Here is a 1,341-nt window from a genome sequence, read left to right as displayed (position 1 = left end):
GATGGTTCTGTCAATGAAGCGCTTGCAACAGCTATCTGGAATGAGAATCCAACAAAGCGCCCTGCTCCATTTTTAGCGCCTGATGGTCAACCGCGGACAAAGATCAAACAAGCCTCTACAGAGGGCGCTAATGAATACAAGATAAAACTGGAGCGAATGCAAGTTGCTCTTGAAAGCGAAAAGATTGCACTTGAACGATTGCGCGAAACAACCGTTGACCGTGAAGAAGTCAAGAGAGCAGCTCGTGAGTTTGGAAGAGCGCACCGTGATGCTATGTTGAATTTTCCTCATCGTTTTGGTGCAAGCATTGCTGCACAAGTTGGATGTGATGCAGCCAGCCTTATTGGTGCTATTGATTACACTATGAGAACCGCTTTACTTGAGGCGGTTAATATTCCAGTGCCTTTTCATGATCCTCATTCTCCAGAGTTAGAGAACTTGCAAGAAACGAATAATGGATGACAATGCAGTCGAAGAATTTTTCGCCCATGCCAATAACGCACGACAACCGGACCCACCGTATACGGTTTCGCAATGGGCGGATAAGAATAGATACCTTAGCACCGTAGCAAGTGCTGAACCTGGATTGTGGAGAACAAAGCGTACCCCCTATTTGCGTGAAATCATGGATAATCTTTCCTCTTACGTGCCAATTGAAACAACTATTGTCATGAAAGGGGCGCAAGTTGGCATGTCAGAGGCAGGATTAAATTTCTGCGGTTATGCTATTCATTATAGTCCAGGACCTGCTCTTTATGTCATGCCGACCGTTGAGACAGCCAAAAAGCTTTCAAAGACGCGGCTTGATCCTATGATTATGGCAAGTCCAGTTTTAAGTGAACGCATAGCCCCAGCACGAGCACGTGACAGCGGGAATACCATGTTTTCGAAAGAGTTTGATGGTGGTGCACTGATGCTTACAGGGGCAAACAGTGCTGCTGGTTTGCGTTCCATGCCTATTCGTTATCTGATTTTGGATGAAGTGGATGGTTATCCTCTCAGTGTGGATAACGAAGGTGATCCGGTGATGATTGCGGAAAAGCGTACCTCGACCTTTGTACAACGAAAGATCTTTAAATTGTCCACACCCACCCACCGTGACACAAGCCGTATTGCCAAGGATTTTGTGCTAGGAGACCAGCGATATTACAACGTGCCTTGTGATGCATGTGGTACACTCCAGCCGATTGTTTGGTCACAAATCAAATGGCCGAAAGGGGCTCCAGAAAAAGCTGTGTTTGTTTGTGCCCATTGTGGTCATGAACATGCCGAGCACCGAAAAACAGATCTCATGTGTGAAGAAAGAGGCGCATGCTGGGTCCCAACCAGTGAGTCAAGCAG

2 protein-coding genes are annotated in these 1,341 nt (G+C 46.7%); both read left to right on the top strand.

The genetic code is table 11. The features are described 5' to 3' along the window. Positions 1–462: hypothetical protein (locus tag ACFIQE_RS10455; RefSeq protein ID WP_375707709.1), on the top strand; the 462-nt coding region annotated here is incomplete at its 5' end. After that, on the top strand, positions 455–1,341 hold an 887-nt coding region (locus ACFIQE_RS10450), incomplete at its 3' end, for a phage terminase large subunit family protein (RefSeq protein WP_375707708.1). The genes ACFIQE_RS10455 and ACFIQE_RS10450, both read left to right, overlap by 8 nt.

This window comes from Bartonella sp. AA1HLJMS, assembly GCF_042197445.1.
Lineage (GTDB): Bacteria > Pseudomonadota > Alphaproteobacteria > Rhizobiales > Rhizobiaceae > Bartonella.
Note: the sequence above shows the minus strand (reverse complement) of the source record. Positions and strands in the feature narration are given on the sequence as shown.